This is a genomic window from Neobacillus sp. DFD-2R (assembly GCF_057747865.1).
Window position 1 is genome coordinate 5,327,479 of sequence record NZ_CM173228.1, and the last position, 18,240, is coordinate 5,345,718.

The 18,240-nt window shown below is 40.9% G+C and carries 14 protein-coding genes and 1 riboswitch; all 14 genes read right to left on the reverse strand.

What is annotated here, in order from left to right; all coding sequences use genetic code 11:
• Positions 1-17: 17 nt before the first annotated feature.
• The gene (gene sat, locus AC3ANV_RS26805; RefSeq protein ID WP_488311567.1) at positions 18-1,166 is read right to left on the reverse strand and encodes a sulfate adenylyltransferase; all 1,149 of its coding nucleotides are present in this window, start codon (positions 1,164-1,166) and stop codon (positions 18-20) included.
• Positions 1,167-1,264: 98 nt separating this feature from the next.
• Positions 1,265-2,344, reverse strand: coding sequence for a sulfate permease (gene cysP / locus AC3ANV_RS26810; protein WP_488311568.1), 1,080 nt, complete (start codon positions 2,342-2,344; stop codon positions 1,265-1,267).
• 12 nt (positions 2,345-2,356) lie between these two features.
• Positions 2,357-3,064 carry a phosphoadenylyl-sulfate reductase gene (locus tag AC3ANV_RS26815; protein ID WP_488314345.1) on the reverse strand — a complete coding sequence of 236 codons (708 nt, stop codon included), beginning with the start codon at positions 3,062-3,064 and terminating at the stop codon, positions 2,357-2,359.
• Between the two features lie 97 nt (positions 3,065-3,161).
• Complete coding sequence (locus AC3ANV_RS26820) at positions 3,162-3,287, reverse strand: YezD family protein (protein ID WP_488314346.1); 126 nt, start codon at positions 3,285-3,287, stop codon at positions 3,162-3,164.
• 84 nt (positions 3,288-3,371) lie between these two features.
• Positions 3,372-3,476: riboswitch (SAM riboswitch) on the reverse strand.
• 394 nt (positions 3,477-3,870) lie between these two features.
• Positions 3,871-5,058, reverse strand: a complete 1,188-nt coding sequence (gene tuf / locus AC3ANV_RS26825) for an elongation factor Tu (protein ID WP_488311569.1) — start codon at positions 5,056-5,058, stop codon at positions 3,871-3,873.
• A 127-nt stretch (positions 5,059-5,185) separates the two neighbouring features.
• Positions 5,186-7,267: an elongation factor G gene (gene fusA, locus AC3ANV_RS26830; RefSeq protein ID WP_488311570.1), complete on the reverse strand. Its 2,082-nt coding sequence runs from the start codon at positions 7,265-7,267 to the stop codon at positions 5,186-5,188.
• A gap of 48 nt (positions 7,268-7,315) precedes the next feature.
• Entirely contained in the window at positions 7,316-7,786 is a 471-nt protein-coding gene (gene rpsG / locus AC3ANV_RS26835; protein WP_488311571.1) for a 30S ribosomal protein S7, read from the reverse strand.
• Positions 7,787-7,825: 39 nt separating this feature from the next.
• Positions 7,826-8,248 carry a 30S ribosomal protein S12 gene (rpsL, locus tag AC3ANV_RS26840; RefSeq protein ID WP_322448554.1) on the reverse strand — a complete coding sequence of 141 codons (423 nt, stop codon included), beginning with the start codon at positions 8,246-8,248 and terminating at the stop codon, positions 7,826-7,828.
• Positions 8,249-8,351: 103 nt separating this feature from the next.
• Complete coding sequence (locus tag AC3ANV_RS26845) at positions 8,352-8,600, reverse strand: 50S ribosomal protein L7ae-like protein (protein ID WP_488311572.1); 249 nt, start codon at positions 8,598-8,600, stop codon at positions 8,352-8,354.
• 250 nt (positions 8,601-8,850) lie between these two features.
• Positions 8,851-12,450 (reverse strand): DNA-directed RNA polymerase subunit beta', encoded by a 3,600-nt coding sequence (gene rpoC / locus AC3ANV_RS26850; RefSeq protein WP_488311573.1) that lies wholly within the window; start codon positions 12,448-12,450, stop codon positions 8,851-8,853.
• A gap of 143 nt (positions 12,451-12,593) precedes the next feature.
• On the reverse strand, positions 12,594-16,154 hold the full coding sequence (gene rpoB, locus AC3ANV_RS26855; protein ID WP_488311574.1) for a DNA-directed RNA polymerase subunit beta: 3,561 nt from the start codon (positions 16,152-16,154) through the stop codon (positions 12,594-12,596).
• 258 nt (positions 16,155-16,412) lie between these two features.
• Positions 16,413-17,012 (reverse strand): class I SAM-dependent methyltransferase, encoded by a 600-nt coding sequence (locus tag AC3ANV_RS26860; RefSeq protein ID WP_488311575.1) that lies wholly within the window; start codon positions 17,010-17,012, stop codon positions 16,413-16,415.
• 125 nt (positions 17,013-17,137) lie between these two features.
• The gene (gene rplL / locus AC3ANV_RS26865) at positions 17,138-17,500 is read right to left on the reverse strand and encodes a 50S ribosomal protein L7/L12 (RefSeq protein ID WP_307413467.1); all 363 of its coding nucleotides are present in this window, start codon (positions 17,498-17,500) and stop codon (positions 17,138-17,140) included.
• Between the two features lie 207 nt (positions 17,501-17,707).
• On the reverse strand, positions 17,708-18,208 hold the full coding sequence (rplJ, locus tag AC3ANV_RS26870) for a 50S ribosomal protein L10 (protein ID WP_488311576.1): 501 nt from the start codon (positions 18,206-18,208) through the stop codon (positions 17,708-17,710).
• Positions 18,209-18,240: the final 32 nt, after the last annotated feature.

Here is an 18,240-nt window from a genome sequence, read left to right on the forward strand (position 1 = left end):
AATCCTCTCCGCTTCCTTTATGCTTTTACTGCCGTTTTGCGCAATCCTTCAATCAGTACTTCCACTACTTCCTTTCGGCTAAAAGTGCTTGGCGGCAGTTCTCCGTTGCGGAGCAATTCCCTAACCTTTGTGCCGGATAAAATAACATGATCTTCTTTGCTGTGTGCACATGTTTTGGTGGAGGCCATGCTTTCGCACTTCTTGCAATAAAAGCTGTGTTCAAAGAATAATAGATTAATTCCCAGTTCTTCTTGGGTAAAATTACTGAAAATTAATTGGGCATCATACGTACCATAATAATTACCTACCCCGGCATGGTCGCGTCCGACAATAAAATGCGTGCAGCCATAATTCTTCCGGACCATTGCATGGAAGACAGCTTCTCTAGGACCCGCATAGCGCATCGCAGCTGGGAAGACAGCTAGGAATACACGATCTTGCGGATAATAATTTTTTAACAATACTTGATAGCTTTCCATTCGAACATCCGCAGGAATATCATCTGATTTGGTCTCACCAACGAGTGGGTTTAAAAATAAACCATCGACAGTCTCAAGCGCTGTTTTTTGAATATATTCATGAGCACGGTGAACAGGATTTCTTGTTTGGAATCCGACAACCGTTTTCCAGCCCTTTGCTTCAAATTCTTGTCTTGATTCCGCAGGATCAAAATAAAAATCTGCAAATTGGTCTCGCTTGATTCGCTTAATAAGTTTGATTTCACCGCCAACGTATACATTTCCACGATCAAGTAATTTTTTTACTCCCGGATGTGCTGTTTCGGTTGTTCGATATACATTTTCTGCTTCTACAAATTTATCCGGCTGATAAATATCCGATACAGTAATAACACCATAGGTTTCATTATTGTGCACGAGCCTTACTACATCACCAACGGAAATATGTTGTGCTTCTTCCTCAGAGACCGGAAGTGTAATAGGGATACTCCACACAGTACCATCTGCAAGGCGCATTGATTTTACGACAGACTCATAATCCCTTTTATTCATAAAGCCTTTATTAGGGCTGTAAGCACCCGTTCCTATTAGTTCCAGGTCACTTAGTGCCATTACATCTAATTGAAGTTCTTTTTCTACAGTTTTGTAATTATAAGAAGGCTCCCAAAGATTGATTAGTGATCCTCCATGTGGTTGAATTAGTGCCATGATTTTTTCCTCCATTATTTAAAAAGTTTATGAAGCTTTCGGTGGGCTAGGTGTAAAATATTTATTTTACACCTAGGTGAAAGATATCTATCTTTCACCTAAATGCCCCCTCCGCCTTCGTAATACGATCTGCTGTCTTCGCGAATTGTCTTAACAAGACTAATAATTCCTAAGGTTGCTGCACAAACGCCGAATAAAACAACTACTGTGTAAATGTCACTATCAACAAATAGTTTTACAAAACCATAGGAGATGACAAGTGAGAGGATTGGAGATACAATCCATACTTTCACAATCTTACTAATTACGGCAGTTTTAAAAATTTCCAGCCCTTTTTGTGCAGTACCAATTCCCATAATCGCCGTACTTGTTACTTGTGTAAGTGGAACCGGCAATCCAAAAATAGAAGCTAAAATGACAAGAGTTGCACCTGTTCCTGAAATCGCTCCACCTTCTAAAAGGGAGAAGCTTGTTATTTTTTTAGCATTTGTTTGTAACACACCTTTTCCAAGGAGAATGGCACCGAGAGCAATAATCAAACCGCCGATGATTATGCCGGCTTTGACTGTCAATATTCCGGCTCCGACGATTGGCCCTGCTGCATTGGCAACATTGTTCATTCCCGCTGAAAAGGACTCGAAAAAACCAACAATGATCACAAATAGTGAGAGAATGCCTTTTGTTTTCCCTGTTTCTAGCTTAGGGTATTTTTTTTGTACTCGCTGAATCAGTTTTCCAAATATAAACCCTAAAGTAAAACCAATAATCGGTATGATAAACCAAAAAGCAACGATCACCATAATATTTTTAATAAATAAGGCACGATAGGCTATTCCTACCCCCACCACAGCTCCAACGGTAATTTCGCTTGTTGAAAGAGGAATACTTAAAATATTAGCGAGAAATAAAGATAAAGCAGCAGATGAAAGAATGATCAAAACAACCTTTACGGTTAAAAACGTGTGGGGAATAAGGTTGCTCCCAATTGTTTTAACCACCTCACTGCCTCCGATTACAGCACCGGCAAAAATACCAATGCCGCAGATAAGCAAGGCTATTTTCCGACTAGGAAGTGCACCTGAGCCGTAAGGGATACTAATGGCAGCTGCGGCACCGCTAGCACCAATATTCAAGGCAAAAAACAAGGCAACTGCACATGCTGCATAAGTAAGTGTCATTGACGTCCCCTCTTATCCATGCAGTCCGCACTCAGTTTTTCCTTTACCGGACCATCTTCCCGAACGAAGATCTTCTTCATTCCAAGCGGGTGCAGTACAAGTTTTACATCCAATACTTGGATAGCCCTTATCATGCAGGATATTGTATGGAAGCTGGTTTTTGTGAGCATATCTCCAAATATCCTTCCAGGTCCAATGGATGAGTGGGCAAATTTTTACTGATTTAAATTTACTGTCCAAATTAAAAAATTCGGTGTTCTTCCTTGTTTCTGACTGTTCTCTTCTTAATCCTGAAAGCCATGCCGTCCCGCCGGATAGGACTTCATTAAGCGGAATGACCTTTCTCATTTCACAGCACTTATTAGGCTCACGCTTCCATAATTCATCCCCATATTCCAATGCCTGCTGTTCAAGTGTAAGTTCAGGCTTTTTTAATTCAATTCTAAGGTTTGGATATTTTTGTTTTACTTGTTCAATTAACTGATAAGTCTCCTCAAAATGAACCCCTGTATCAAGAAATACGATCCTTGCTTTGTCATTTACCTTTGAGATCAAATCTATTAAAACAATACCTTCAATCCCGAAACTGCATGCATATGTTATCTCATCTTCTGAGTAATGCTGATATGCCCATCTTAATACTTCGAGAGCGCCTTTTGTTTCATCACTCATTGCAAACAAAGGCGGCGAAAACGAATCAAACGTATGATAAGTCAACAATTCAGTCAAGCTAACTTCCCCCATTTCTTTAAGGCAATAAAAAAAACAGTTATAACCAAGCAGTTAAAACTGCCTCTAGTTTTCTAGTCAGCACTTTTTATTTCAACCTTACTTTTTCATTCTTTTCAATTTGAATAATCTTTCCGTCCTGTACGACAAGCGTTATCGAACCAAACTTTAAATCTGTTAATAACTCTTTAAGCCGTGCAAAAACAGGTTCCAGCAAGTCTTCTTTTCCCAAACAAGTCCCTCCCTTGTTAAACAAAAAATCTTCCCATTTCGGAAAGACTGTTTAGGTAATATTTTTACCTTATCTTTCAAAATGGTTCACATTTTGTTGGATTTAGCACCTTACTATTTGTAGGTTGCCGGACATCAAAGGGCCAATTCCCTCCGTCTCTCTGGATAAGTATTCATTTTTAATAAAAACAAAATTCTTTAAGGAGTTTAATCCCTAGTTAATATATCGGTTTAATTAAATTTAACAGCATTATGTATAAATGTCAATCTGTTATTTTAAAATTTTCTGGCTTTTTCATAAATTGTTAAAAAAGTCCTAAGAACAAAAGGCGCAAGCGCCCGGTTAGCGCACGACAGGATTGGTACGGCTCGACTGAGGTAAAGTCAGATAATTTTCCAAGTTATCCGCACCAAATTATTTTATAGTTTCCTAAACGATACAAAAAGCTCTAGGCCTTGTATTGGCGCTAGAGCTAGATATTTCTTATAGTAAATAAAATAAACCATTTTCGCTAAAAATAAAAAAGCAAGTGGATCTACACCCACCTGCTTTTAATAGTAAATAATTATTCTTGAATTGTTGTAATTGAACCTGAACCTACAGTACGTCCGCCTTCACGAATTGAGAACTTTGTTCCTTCTTCGATTGCAACTGGAGCGATTAGTTCAACTGTCATTTCGATGTGGTCGCCAGGCATAACCATTTCAGTACCTTCTGGAAGCATACAAATACCAGTGATATCAGAAGTACGGAAATAGAATTGTGGACGGTAGTTTGAGAAGAATGGAGTATGACGTCCACCTTCTTCTTTTGATAAAACGTAAACTTGTGCTTTAAACTTAGTGTGTGGAGTGATTGACTTTGGTTTAGCCAATACTTGACCACGTTCGATATCTTCACGTGCTACACCACGAAGAAGAGCACCGATATTGTCTCCTGCTTCTGCAAAGTCAAGAAGCTTACGGAACATTTCTACACCTGTTACAGTTGTAGATTTTGGTTCTTCAGTGAAACCTACGATTTCAACTACGTCACCAACTTTAACTACACCACGCTCAACACGTCCTGTAGCAACAGTTCCACGACCAGTGATAGAGAAAACATCCTCAACAGGCATCATGAATGGCTTATCAGTGTCACGAGTTGGAGTTGGGATAAACTCATCAACAGCAGTCATAAGTTCATAGATTTTTTCTTCCCAAGCAGCATCGCCTTCTAATGCTTTAAGAGCAGAACCTTTGATAACCGGAGTATCATCACCAGGGAAGTCGTATTCTGTTAATAGATCACGAATTTCCATTTCTACTAATTCAAGAAGTTCTTCGTCGTCTACCATGTCACATTTGTTCATGAATACAACAAGGTATGGTACTCCTACTTGACGAGAAAGAAGGATGTGCTCACGAGTTTGTGGCATTGGGCCATCAGTTGCAGATACTACAAGGATACCGCCGTCCATTTGCGCAGCACCAGTGATCATGTTTTTAACATAGTCAGCGTGTCCTGGGCAGTCAACGTGTGCATAGTGACGGTTATCAGTTTCATACTCAACGTGTGCAGTAGAGATTGTGATACCACGTTCTCTTTCTTCCGGTGCACCGTCGATTTGATCGTATGCACGAGCTTCTGCCTTACCAGATTTAGCAAGAACTGAAGTGATAGCAGCTGTTAAAGTAGTTTTACCGTGGTCAACGTGACCAATTGTTCCGATGTTAACGTGTGGCTTTGAACGGTCGAATTTAGCTTTACCCATTAGGAAGTCCTCCTTTAAATTATAAAAGTTAAGTATATTTATTTATGGAAGCTGTGAAGTGGTTGTCCAAATTCTCAGCTTCCATGCTTACATTAGTAGTTATACTTTATAGAAAGGTGAAAATCAATTATTCACCTTTATTTTTTTTGATGATTTCTTCAGAAACTGATTTTGGTACTTCTTCATAGTGGTCAAAATGCATGGAGAATACTCCACGACCTTGAGTACTTGAGCGAAGCGCTGTTGCATAACCAAACATTTCTGAAAGTGGAACCATTGAACGAACCACTTGTGCGTTACCGCGTGCTTCCATACCTTCAACACGACCGCGACGAGCAGTGATTTGTCCCATGATATCACCTAAATATTCTTCAGGAATTACAACTTCTACTCTCATCATAGGTTCAAGGATAACCGGACTACACTTAGATGCAGCATTTTTAAGTGCCATTGATGCTGCAATCTTAAACGCCATTTCAGAGGAGTCAACATCATGGTATGATCCATCGAACAATCTTGCTTTAATATCAACTAATGGATATCCGGCAAGAACACCGCGATCTAGAGCGTCTTCAAGACCTGCTTGAACGGCAGGGATGTATTCACGAGGAACAACACCACCGACAATACCGTTTTCGAATTCGAAACCTTTTCCTTCTTCGTTAGGAGAGAACTCGATCCAAACGTGACCGTATTGTCCACGACCACCGGATTGACGTGCAAACTTACCTTCTACTTGTGCAGAAGCACGGAAAGTTTCACGGTAAGCAACCTGCGGCGCACCTACATTAGCTTCAACCTTAAACTCACGACGCATACGGTCAACAATGATATCAAGGTGAAGTTCACCCATACCGGCAATGATAACCTGACCGGTTTCCTGGTCAGTATGCGCACGGAATGTTGGATCTTCTTCTTGAAGCTTTTGTAATGCTGTAGTCATTTTATCTTGGTCTGCTTTTGATTTTGGTTCAACTGAAAGTTGAATTACCGGTTCAGGGAATTGCATAGACTCTAGGATAACAAGGTTTTTATCATCACATAGAGTATCACCGGTTGTTGTATCCTTTAAACCTACAGCAGCTGCAATGTCACCGGCAAAAACCTTAGAGATTTCTTGGCGGCTGTTTGCATGCATTTGCAGGATACGTCCGATACGTTCACGTTTGCCTTTTGTTGAGTTTTGGACATATGATCCAGACTCTAAAGTACCGGAGTAAACGCGGAAGAACGTTAATTTACCAACATAAGGGTCAGTCATAACTTTGAATGCAAGAGCAGAGAATGGCTCTTCATCGCTTGAATGACGTTCAATAACTTCTTCTTCATCATCAATTGCATGACCTTTGATTGCAGGTACATCTAATGGAGATGGAAGATAGTCAATAACAGCATCCAACATTAACTGAACACCTTTGTTTTTGAATGCAGATCCACAGATTACCGGATAGAATTCAACGTTTACAGTACCTTTACGAATCCCTGCTTTGAGTTCTTCTTTAGTGATTTCTTCACCGCCAAGGTACTTTTCCATTAACTCTTCATCAAGTTCTGCTACTGCTTCAACTAGCTTTTCACGATATTCTTCAGCTTGTGCTCTGTATTCTTCCGGAATTTCACGAACCTCAATATCAGTTCCTAAATCGTTTCCGTAGAATACTGCGTTCATTTCCACTAGGTCAATGATAGCTTCGAATTCATCTTCAGCACCGATTGGCAACTGAATTGGATGTGCATTCGCTTGTAAGCGGTCATGAATTGTCTTAACAGAATATAAGAAATCTGCACCAATTTTGTCCATCTTATTTACGAATACAACACGTGGTACTCCGTAAGTTGTTGCTTGACGCCAAACTGTTTCTGTTTGCGGCTCAACACCTGATTGTGCATCAAGTACAGCTACCGCACCATCAAGTACACGAAGTGAACGTTCAACTTCAACTGTGAAGTCTACGTGTCCTGGTGTGTCGATGATATTTACGCGGTGGCCTTTCCATGATGCAGTTGTTGCTGCGGAAGTGATTGTGATTCCGCGTTCTTGTTCCTGCTCCATCCAGTCCATCTGAGATGCGCCTTCATGTGTTTCACCGATTTTATGAATCTTACCAGTGTAATAAAGAACACGCTCAGTGGTCGTCGTTTTACCGGCATCAATGTGTGCCATGATACCGATATTACGAGTGTTTTCTAAGGAGAACTCTCTTGCCATTGGGTCTTTCTCCTTCCTAGTATGAAAGTTTTTATATTGAAGGTTAAATTACCAACGATAGTGAGCAAACGCTTTGTTTGCTTCTGCCATTTTGTGTGTATCTTCACGCTTCTTAACAGATGCACCAGTGTTGTTAGCTGCATCCATGATTTCGTTAGCTAAACGCTCTTCCATCGTTTTTTCACCGCGAAGACGTGAGTAGTTAACTAACCAGCGAAGACCAAGAGTTGTACGGCGGTCTGGACGCACCTCAACTGGTACTTGGTAGTTTGCACCACCTACACGGCGAGCTCTAACTTCAAGTACAGGCATGATGTTTTTCATCGCTGCATCGAATACTTCCATTGGCTCTTTGCCAGTACGTTCGCGAATAGTATCAAACGCTGAATAAAGAATTTCTTGTGATTTACCTCTTTTACCGTCAACCATCATTTTGTTGATTAGACGAGTAACTAATTTAGAATTGTAAATCGGATCTGGTAACACGTCTCTTTTTGCTACAGGACCTTTACGTGGCATATTTTTTCCTCCTTTCAAAGAAGCTTCTATTTAAAGTAATTATTTTTTCGCTGCTTTTGGTCTCTTAGTACCATATTTTGAGCGGCCTTGCATACGGTTGTTAACACCGGCTGTATCAAGTGCTCCACGTACGATGTGATAACGTACCCCAGGTAAGTCTTTTACACGTCCTCCACGGATAAGAACAACACTGTGCTCTTGAAGGTTATGTCCAATACCAGGAATGTATGCAGTCACCTCAATACCATTTGTCAAACGTACACGCGCATATTTACGTAACGCTGAGTTCGGTTTCTTTGGAGTCATTGTACCAACACGAGTACATACTCCGCGTTTTTGTGGTGAAGATACATTTGTTTGTGCTTTTTTGAAGCTGTTGTAACCTTTATTTAGCGCAGGTGATTTTGACTTTTCCTCTTTAGATTGACGAGGCTTGCGCACTAATTGGTTAATAGTAGGCATGTTTTTTTCCTCCCTTCATTATTTGTAAGCCCACACATCCAGGTGGTTCATTTTTTTGCAAAAACAAAGTTTTTGCAGACTACTCTATCTACAAAAACAGTTTTTAACGGATAATTGCAACAGTTGAAGCACTGACTTCAATTCCACATGCTTTTCCTAGTTTTTTCATAGAATCCACATATAGAATCGGAACGTTTAATCCAAGAGCGTCATTTACCGCTGCAGCTGTCACTTTCGGTTCAGCATCGCTTGCAATAATTAACTCCTGAACACGACCTTCCTTGAGTGCTTTTACTGTTTGTTTAGTCCCTATGACAATTCTTTTGGCCTGTAATACTTTTTCATAAGACATTTTTCATATCCTCCAAAGTATCAGGTGAATAGGAGCACCTTTGATATAGTAACATCTACATAAATAGATGTCAACAAAACTTAAAAAATATTTTCTTTAGCTAATAGGAAATATAAACTTTCTACGTCAGTTTATATTCCCTATTTCGCATAAGTGCAACTACGCCTCTGTCTTCGCCCTAACGGGCTTGCCAATCGGCGAGTTTTCTTTAAAATGCGGTATCTGCCATAAAGCAGATACCGCATCAATATTAATCAATTGCTACTGTCTCTTCAGAAGTTGTATCTCTTAGGACTGGCTCAGCTTTACGATAACGCTGCATACCGGTTCCCGCAGGTACTAACTTACCAATGATAACATTTTCTTTCAAGCCAAGCAATTCATCACGTTTACCTTTAATTGCTGCATCAGTAAGAACTCTTGTTGTTTCTTGGAAGGATGCTGCAGATAAGAAGGAATCTGTTTCTAGTGATGCTTTGGTAATACCAAGTAATACCGGACGTCCCGTAGCAGGTAATTTTCCGCTTAATAGTGCCTTTTCATTTGCATCCGTGAATTGGTGAATATCTAAAAGTGTACCTGGAAGGACATCTGTTTCACCTGCATCACTAACGCGAACCTTACGAAGCATTTGGCGTACCATTACCTCAACGTGTTTATCGCCAATTTCAACCCCTTGCATACGGTAAACTTTCTGCACTTCACGCAGTAAGTATTCTTGAACGGCGTTGACGTCTTTGATTTTTATTAATTCTTTCGGGTCGATCGAACCTTCTGTTAATTCCTCACCACGTGCAACCTGGTCGTTAATAGCTACCTTCAATCGTGCCGTATAAGGTGCATTGTATGTGCGTGATTCAACTTCGCCTTGAACAACGATTTCATGCTGACGGTCACGGCCTTCGTTAATGCCCACAACCACACCATCGATTTCAGAAATAACAGCTTGACCTTTAGGATTACGTGCTTCAAAAATCTCTTGGATACGCGGTAAACCTTGAGTAATATCGTCACCGGCAACCCCGCCTGTATGGAAGGTACGCATTGTTAACTGTGTACCCGGCTCACCAATTGATTGAGCAGCGATAATACCAACAGCTTCGCCGACTTCAACCTCTTGACCGGTTGCTAAGTTACGGCCATAACATTTCTTACATACGCCATGGCGTGTATTACAAGTAAAGGCTGAGCGAATTTTAACTTCTTCAATTCCTGCGCCAACAATAATCTCAGCAAGATCTTCTGTAATGAGACCATTTTCAGGAACAAGCACTTCTTTTGTTTCAGGATGCTTGATGGCATTGCGTGCATAACGGCCAATTAAGCGTTCATCTAATGCTTCAATTACTTCTGTACCATCTTTCAAAGCACGGATGAGTAATCCGCGGTCTGTTCCGCAATCATCTTCACGAACAATTACATCCTGTGCCACGTCTACAAGACGACGTGTTAAGTAACCTGAGTCAGCTGTTTTAAGGGCTGTATCTGCAAGACCTTTACGGGCACCGTGAGTGGAGATAAAGTATTCTAATACCGTTAGACCTTCACGGAAACTTGATTTAATCGGTAACTCAATGATACGTCCGGCCGGGTTGGCCATCAGACCGCGCATACCTGCCAGCTGTGTAAAGTTTGATGCGTTACCACGGGCTCCGGAATCACTCATCATAAAGATTGGATTCGTTTTATTCAAGGATTTCATTAGTTTCCCTTGAATGGTATCCTTCGCTTGGCTCCAGATTGCAATAACACGATCATAACGCTCGTCTTCGGTAATTAAACCGCGGCGGAATTGTTTCAGTACGTTATCAACTTTTGACTGTGCTTCATGGAGAATTTGTTGTTTCTCTGCTAGCACCACAATATCAGCTACACCAACAGTAAGACCAGCCTTTGTTGAATGTTTAAACCCTAAGTCCTTCATGCGATCAAGCATTTTGGATGTTTCAGTAATTTTGAAACGCTTGAATACCTCAGCAATGATATTTCCAAGGATTTTCTTTTTGAATGGATCGATTAATGGCATTGATTGAATCTTTGCCAGAACATCTTCACCTTTGTTAACGAAATACTTTTCAGGTGTTTCCACCTCTAAATTATTTCTTGTTGGTTCATTGATATATGGGAATGATTTCGGAAGAATCTCATTAAAAATAAGCTTTCCTACAGTTGTAATTAGTAGCTTATTATTTTGTTCTTCCGTAAAGGTTTCATTTCCTAATGAACCGGCATGAACGGCAACACGAGTATGGAAGTGAGCATAGCCATTTTGATAGGCAAGGATCGCTTCACTCGTGTCTTTAAAAATCATCCCTTCACCGACAGCTCCTTCGCGTTCCAGGGTTAAGTAATAGTTACCTAATACCATATCCTGTGAAGGTGTAACAACCGGTTTTCCATCTTTAGGGTTTAAGATGTTTTGTGCAGCAAGCATCAAAAGACGGGCTTCTGCTTGTGCTTCAGACGAAAGCGGAACGTGAACAGCCATTTGGTCACCATCGAAGTCAGCGTTATACGCAGTACATACGAGAGGATGAAGGCGAATGGCCCGACCTTCAACAAGTGTAGGTTCAAATGCCTGAATCCCTAATCTATGCAATGTAGGGGCGCGGTTTAAAAGAACCGGATGCTCTCTAATTACGTCTTCAAGCACATCCCAAACATCAGGAGAAACTCTTTCAATTTTTCGCTTTGCAGACTTGATGTTATGTGCTAAACCTTTTTCAACAAGCTCCTTCATAACAAATGGCTTAAATAGTTCCAGAGCCATTTCTTTCGGAAGGCCGCATTGATACATTTTTAAGTTTGGACCGACTACAATAACCGAACGGCCGGAATAGTCAACACGCTTACCGAGCAGGTTTTGACGGAAGCGTCCTTGCTTCCCTTTTAACATATGAGAAAGTGATTTCAATGGACGATTACCCGGACCTGTTACAGGACGGCCGCGACGGCCATTATCAATCAATGCATCAACTGCTTCTTGCAGCATACGTTTTTCGTTCTGAACGATAATACTTGGTGCTCCAAGGTCTAACAAGCGCTTCAAACGGTTATTACGGTTAATAACACGGCGGTAAAGATCATTTAAGTCAGATGTTGCAAATCTTCCACCATCCAATTGGACCATTGGACGAAGTTCAGGAGGAATAACAGGAAGTACATCAAGAATCATCCAGGAAGGTTCATTTCCGGATCCGCGGAATGCTTCTAATACTTCAAGGCGTTTAATCGCACGTGTACGTCTCTGACCTTGGGCAGTTTTTAATTCTTCTTTTAAACCGTCTACTTCCTTGTTTAAATCAATATCTGAAAGAAGCTTTTTAATGGCTTCAGCACCCATGGCGGCTTGGAATTTATTTCCGTACTTTTCACGATATGCTCGATATTCTTTTTCAGATAAAAGTTGCTTCTTATCAAGGGCAGTATCTCCGGATTCTGTTACTACATAAGAAGCAAAATAAATCACTTCTTCTAAAGCCCGAGGGGACATATCTAAAACAAGACCCATTCGGCTAGGAATCCCTTTGAAATACCATATATGAGATACAGGTGCAGCAAGCTCTATATGCCCCATCCGCTCGCGGCGAACTTTTGCCCGAGTTACTTCAACACCGCATCGGTCACACACAACACCTTTATATCTAACACGCTTATATTTTCCGCAATGACATTCCCAGTCTTTTGTCGGACCGAAAATCCTTTCACAGAATAAGCCATCCTTTTCAGGCTTTAAAGTACGATAGTTAATGGTTTCTGGCTTTTTCACTTCTCCGAATGACCATGAGCGGATTTTATCCGGTGAAGCAAGACCAATCTTCATAAACTCAAAATTATTAACATCCAGCAAGGGGCCTACCTCCCTTTTGATCTCCAGGTTTTACCCTTATTGTTACAGAAAAAGCGGAAGCGCACTCGGAACAAGCAAAGCTTGTTCCTCCCGAAGCCTATTCACTATAAGCTTCTCTTTGTCGTGTGCGCTGCAGCTAGGAATTACTCTTTGGAACCGACTTTTTCTGATTCAAGGTTTTGCGCTTCAGAAACAATGTTTAACGTATCGACTTGCTGTAAGTCTTCATCATCTTCCGTATCACGCATTTCAATTTCTTCTTCATCACCAGATAGTATTTTAACATCTAAACCAAGGCTCTGAAGTTCTTTTATTAATACTTTGAATGATTCAGGAACACCTGGCTCCGGAACGTTTTCGCCTTTTACAATTGCTTCATATGTTTTCACACGACCAACTACATCGTCTGATTTCACTGTAAGGATTTCTTGAAGTGTGTATGCTGCTCCGTATGCTTCAAGTGCCCAAACCTCCATCTCACCAAAACGCTGACCGCCAAATTGTGCTTTACCACCAAGTGGCTGCTGCGTAACAAGCGAGTAAGGCCCTGTCGAACGGGCATGCAATTTATCATCAACCATGTGTGCCAGCTTAATCATATACATGACACCGACAGAAACACGGTTATCAAACGGTTCACCTGAACGGCCATCATAGAGTACGGTTTTAGCATCACGTGCCATACCGGCTTCTTCAATGGTTCCCCAAACATCTTCCTCACGAGCTCCGTCAAATACAGGAGAAGCTACGTGAATTCCAAGATAACGGGCTGCCATTCCAAGATGAAGTTCAAGTACCTGACCGATGTTCATACGCGATGGTACACCTAATGGATTTAACATAATATCTACCGGTGTGCCGTCAGGTAAGTAAGGCATATCTTCTTCAGGTAAAATCCTTGAGATAACCCCTTTGTTACCATGTCGTCCCGCCATTTTATCGCCTTCATGAATTTTACGTTTCTGAACAATATAAACGCGGACAAGCTGGTTCACACCCGGTGGGAGCTCATCGCCATCTTCGCGGTTAAAGACTTTAACGTCGTGAACAATTCCTCCGCCGCCATGCGGAACACGAAGAGATGTATCACGGACTTCACGGGCTTTTTCACCAAAAATAGCATGCAGGAGTCTCTCTTCAGCTGTAAGTTCTGTTACCCCTTTTGGAGTTACTTTACCAACAAGGAGATCTCCATCTTTTACTTCCGCACCTGTACGGATAATACCGCGCTCATCTAAATTGCGAAGGGCATCTTCCCCTACGTTTGGAATGTCGCGGGTAATTTCTTCAGGTCCTAATTTAGTATCACGGGATTCAGATTCGTATTCTTCAATATGAATCGATGTATAAACGTCGTCTTTTACCAAACGTTCACTCATGATAATAGCATCTTCATAGTTATAGCCATCCCATGTCATAAAGGCCACGAGAACGTTACGTCCAAGAGCTAATTCACCTAACTCCATTGAAGGACCGTCTGCAAGAATTTCGCCTTTCTTCACACGGTCGCCTACTGCTACGATTGGACGTTGGTTATAACAGGTACCTTGGTTTGAACGGATAAATTTTAAGAGTCGATATTTTTTAAGATCGCCTTTTACTTCTTGGCCATCTACTTCTTTAATTTGGCGAACCCAAACTTCACGAGCCTCTACATGTTCCACAATACCATCATGCTTACAAATAACCGCTGCACCTGAGTCTTTTCCTGATACATATTCCATACCGGTACCAACTCGAGGAGCTTCAGGCTGCATAAGCGGAACGGCTTGACGCTGCATGTTCGCACCCATCAAGGCACGGTTAGAGTCATCATTTTCAAGGAACGGAATACATGCTGTTGCTGCAGAAACAACCTGTTTAGGTGATACATCCATATAATCGATGCGTTCACGTTTAACGACTGTATTTTCACCGCGGAAACGTGCTACTACATCTTCATCAAGGAATGAACCATCATCCCCAAGACGAGAATTTGCTTGTGCCACTACATAGAGATCTTCTTCATCTGCGGTTAAATAATCGATTCGTCCCGTAACCTTACCGGTATCAGGGTCAATACGACGGTATGGCGTTTCAATGAAACCGAAGCGATTTACTTTCGCATATGATGATAAAGAGTTAATTAGTCCGATGTTCGGACCCTCAGGCGTTTCAATCGGACACATACGGCCATAGTGGGAATAGTGTACGTCACGGACTTCAAAGCCTGCACGTTCACGCGTTAATCCACCGGGCCCTAATGCTGAAAGACGTCGTTTGTGAGTTAATTCCGCAAGCGGGTTCGTTTGATCCATGAACTGTGAAAGCTGCGAGCTGCCAAAGAACTCTTTTATTGAAGCGATCACAGGACGAATATTGATCAACTGTTGCGGCGTAATAGTTGCAGTATCTTGAATGGACATTCTTTCACGAACCACACGTTCCATCCGTGAAAGTCCGATTCGGAACTGATTCTGCAATAATTCGCCAACAGAACGAAGACGTCTGTTACCTAAATGGTCGATATCGTCTGTATCGCCAACACCATGCAGTAAGTTAAAGAAATAACTGATGGAAGCAATAATGTCAGCTGGAGTAATATTTTTAATTGGCTCAGCAACATAAGCATTGCCCAATACATTTATAACTTTTTCACTTTCATCATTCGGGGCATAGATCTTAATTCCTTGAAGAATAATTTCTTCTTCGACTACACCGCCTGAAGGATTAAAGCCTTTAAAGTTAATATTTTTTTCAAGAGCAGGTATAATTCGGTCAAGATTTCTGCGATCAAGGACTGTTCCTTTTTCTGCAATAACTTCACCTGTTTCAGGATCTGCAAGTGATTCTGCCAGACGCTGATTGAATAAGCGGTTTTTAATATGAAGCTTCTTATTGATTTTATAACGGCCAACATTCGCTAAATCATAGCGTTTAGGGTCAAAAAATCGAGAAACTAATAAACTTTTCGCATTTTCAACGGTCGGAGGCTCTCCAGGACGGAGACGCTCATAAATTTCAAGCAGCGCTTTTTCAACACCCTCTGTATTGTCCTTCTCAAGTGTGTTACGAATGTACTCGTTATCACCAATCAATTCAATGATTTCTTGATCAGACCCGAACCCTAGTGCACGCAAAAGAACCGTAACGGGCAGTTTCCGAGTACGATCTATCCTTACATATACGACATCCTTGGCATCTGTTTCATATTCAAGCCAAGCGCCGCGGTTCGGAATTACAGTCGCTGTAAATCCTCTTTTCCCATTTTTATCAACTTTCCCACTGAAGTAAACACTCGGTGAACGAACTAATTGGGAAACAATAACACGTTCTGCCCCATTAATGACAAACGTACCTGTTTCCGTCATAAGCGGAAAATCACCCATAAAAACATCTTGGTCTTTTACTTCGCCTGTTTCTTTGTTAACTAGACGCACTTTAACACGCAGTGGCGCAGAATATGTAACGTCCCGTTCTTTTGACTCTTCAACAGAATACTTTGGATCGCCAAGGCTGTAATCAATAAATTCCAGTGATAGGTTACCAGTAAAGTCTTCAATCGGTGAAATATCCTGGAACATTTCACGCAATCCCTCATCAAGAAACCATTGATAGGAAGAAGTTTGAATTTCAATAAGATTTGGTAATTCTAAAACTTCACTGATTCGCGCGTAACTTCTTCGTTGGCGGTGTCGTCCATACTGAACTAGTTGACCTGTCAACTGATTCACCCCTCAAATCAAGCGTTATGATAAAAATTTATTTACGTCTTCAGCAAGGAATTTACATTCCTTCCATCAGACAAAAAGAAAAAGGGTTTTTTTAACTCAAAAACCACATTTTCACATTTTGACTATTATTTTGTCATCTTTTCCTTATCAATCCAATTTTATACTCAGAAAGTATGTTTTTAAAGGAATAATTCGGAAAATATTATGATGGCATTTTATAATGTTAACATAGCGACTTTTTCCAGTCAACTATTTAATCGCTTTAATGATAAAATAACCTTTTGATTTGTCAATAGTCTCAACGGTAGAAAATAATTTTTTTAATTTTTCAATTGCGGATGGTGCTCCTTGTTTTTTTTGAATGACTACCCAGAGCTCACCATAGGAAACAAGATGTTCATAGCTTTGTTCGAAGATATCATGAACAGTTTTTTTCCCGGCCCTAATCGGAGGGTTTGTTAGGATTGCTGCAAAGTTACTTTCCTTCACATTTACCAAACGGTCACTCTCGTATATAACAACATTTTGAACCCGATTCAGTTCAGCATTTTCCTTTGCCAAATCAATTGCTCTCTCATTGACATCAACCATATGAACGGTTCGTTCATGAAAGTTCTTCGCAATCGACAGGCCAATTGGGCCATAACCGCAGCCTACATCCAGAACTGGCCCTTCCACCGCTGGCACTTCAAACAATTCAATCAATAAACGTGAGCCAAAATCTACTTCCCTTTTCGAAAAGACACCATTATCCGTTTTAAAACGAAATAGATGATTCCTGAGTGTATAATCCCAATATTTCGGATCACTTTCAACCTTTTGGGTACGAGAATAGTAGTGTTCAGTCAACAGACTCACCTCCCGGAGAGCGTAAATAATTGAAGAAAAAAGAGGACTTTCACTTTTTAAAAATCGATGGATTTTAATTAAGCCAAAAAAAGCCCGCTTAGACAGCGAGCTCATTTTTTTGGTAATTACTTAACTTCAACGTTAGCTCCAACTTCAGCAAGTTTAGCTTTGATTTCTTCAGCTTCTTCTTTAGCAACGCCTTCTTTAACAGCTTTTGGAGTGTTGTCAACAAGATCTTTTGCTTCTTTAAGTCCAAGACCAGTGATTTCACGTACAACTTTGATAACTTTGATTTTTTGATCGCCAGCGCTAGCAAGAATTACGTCAAATTCAGTTTGCTCTTCAACAGCAGCAGCTCCAGCTCCGCCTACCATTGCTACAGGAGCAGCAGCAGTTACGCCGAATTCTTCTTCGATTGCTTTTACTAGATCGTTAAGTTCTAAAACAGTCATAGATTTAACTGCTTCAATGATTTGTTCTTTAGTCATGATAAATTTTCCTCCTTATTTTACGTTCGTTTTATTAGGTTAGCGTTTCAGATTGTCCAGTTTCAGCTCCCAGCAGCTAGTGTCCTTCGCTCTTCTCCCTACGATAAGTCAACATCGGCTCGCTAACGCTCTCCGTGTTTCCTTTATCTCAGTCAAAGCGCTCCAGGCCATACGCTGCTAAACGGTCGCTTCGGCTTTTCTATTAACTTACGCGCCTTGTTCTTCTTTTTGTTCTGCAACTGCTTTTGTAACAAGAGCAAGATTGCGAATTGGAGCTTGTAGTACGCTGAGTAACATAGAAAGCAAGCCTTCGCGTGAAGGAAGTTCAGCAAGCGCTTTAACCTCTTCAACTGTTGCAACATTACCTTCGATTACACCGGCTTTAATTTCAAGTGCTTCATGCTTTTTCGCAAAATCATTTAAGATTTTAGCAGGCGCTACTACGTCTTCGTTACTGAACGCGATTGCGTTCGGACCCGTTAACGCTTCATTTAAACCTGAAAGCTCAGCTGCATCAGCTGCACGGCGAGTCATTGTGTTTTTGTAAACTTTGAAATCGATACCAGCTTCGCGAAGTTGTTTACGAAGTTCAGTTACTTCAGCAACAGTTAAACCACGATAATCAACAACGATTGTTGATTTGCTGGATTTTAATTTATCGGTGATTTCATCAACGATTAATTTTTTTGATTCGATTGCGTTGCTCATCTTTACACCTCCTGTAGATTCTCTACATTTAT